This is a genomic window from Streptomyces huiliensis (assembly GCF_020037025.1).
Classification (GTDB): Bacteria; Actinomycetota; Actinomycetes; order Streptomycetales; family Streptomycetaceae; genus Streptomyces; species Streptomyces huiliensis.
The window spans coordinates 1-621 of the sequence record NZ_JAIQLH010000507.1; the positions used below are offsets into that span (position 1 = coordinate 1).

1 pseudogene is annotated in these 621 nt (G+C 77.0%); it reads left to right on the forward strand.

Annotated elements, in window-relative coordinates:
- Positions 1–594: pseudogene (locus tag JNW98_RS35520) on the forward strand (histidine kinase); the annotation flags it as partial.
- Between the last annotated feature and the right edge of the window lie 27 nt (positions 595–621).

Below are 621 nucleotides of genomic sequence, written 5' to 3' on the forward strand. Positions count from 1 at the left end.
TCCCGCGACGCCGCGGCCCCGGCCGACCCGAGCGCCACCGCCGCCTTCCCGCAGCTGGCGCCCGTGCCGGACGCCGACGGCGCCGGGCGGATCGTTCCGCCTGCCGGCACCGGCCGCTTCGGACAGCAGGACGCCGGACGGCGGGACGACGCGCGGAACGGCGCGCAGGAGTCGACGCCGCTCTTCCAGGAGCTGGAATCGCACTGGTTCCACGGCCAGGAGGAGACCCGCGAGCGGACCCCGGAGCCCCCCGCCGCCCCCGTGGCCCCCGACGTCACGGCGCAGACCCCGCTGCCGGACTGGCGCGAGTCCCCCAACGACGAGCGCTGGCGCCGGGCCGAGCAGGTCCGGGTGCCCGCCGCCGACGGGACCACCTCGTCGGGTCTGCCCCGCCGTGTGCCGCGGGCCAACCTCGTCGAGGGCACGGCACAGCAGCAGGCCCTGCCGGAGGGTCCGCAGGTCTCGCGCGCGCCGGACGACGTGCGCGGCCGGCTGACCAACCTCCGTCGAGGCATCCAGCAAGGACGTCAGGCCGGCACCAGCCCGGCCTCCGGTAGCCACCACGGTGGCCCCACCTACCAGCAGGAGCGTTAGTTGAGTCCGATGAGCCAGGCGGCGCAG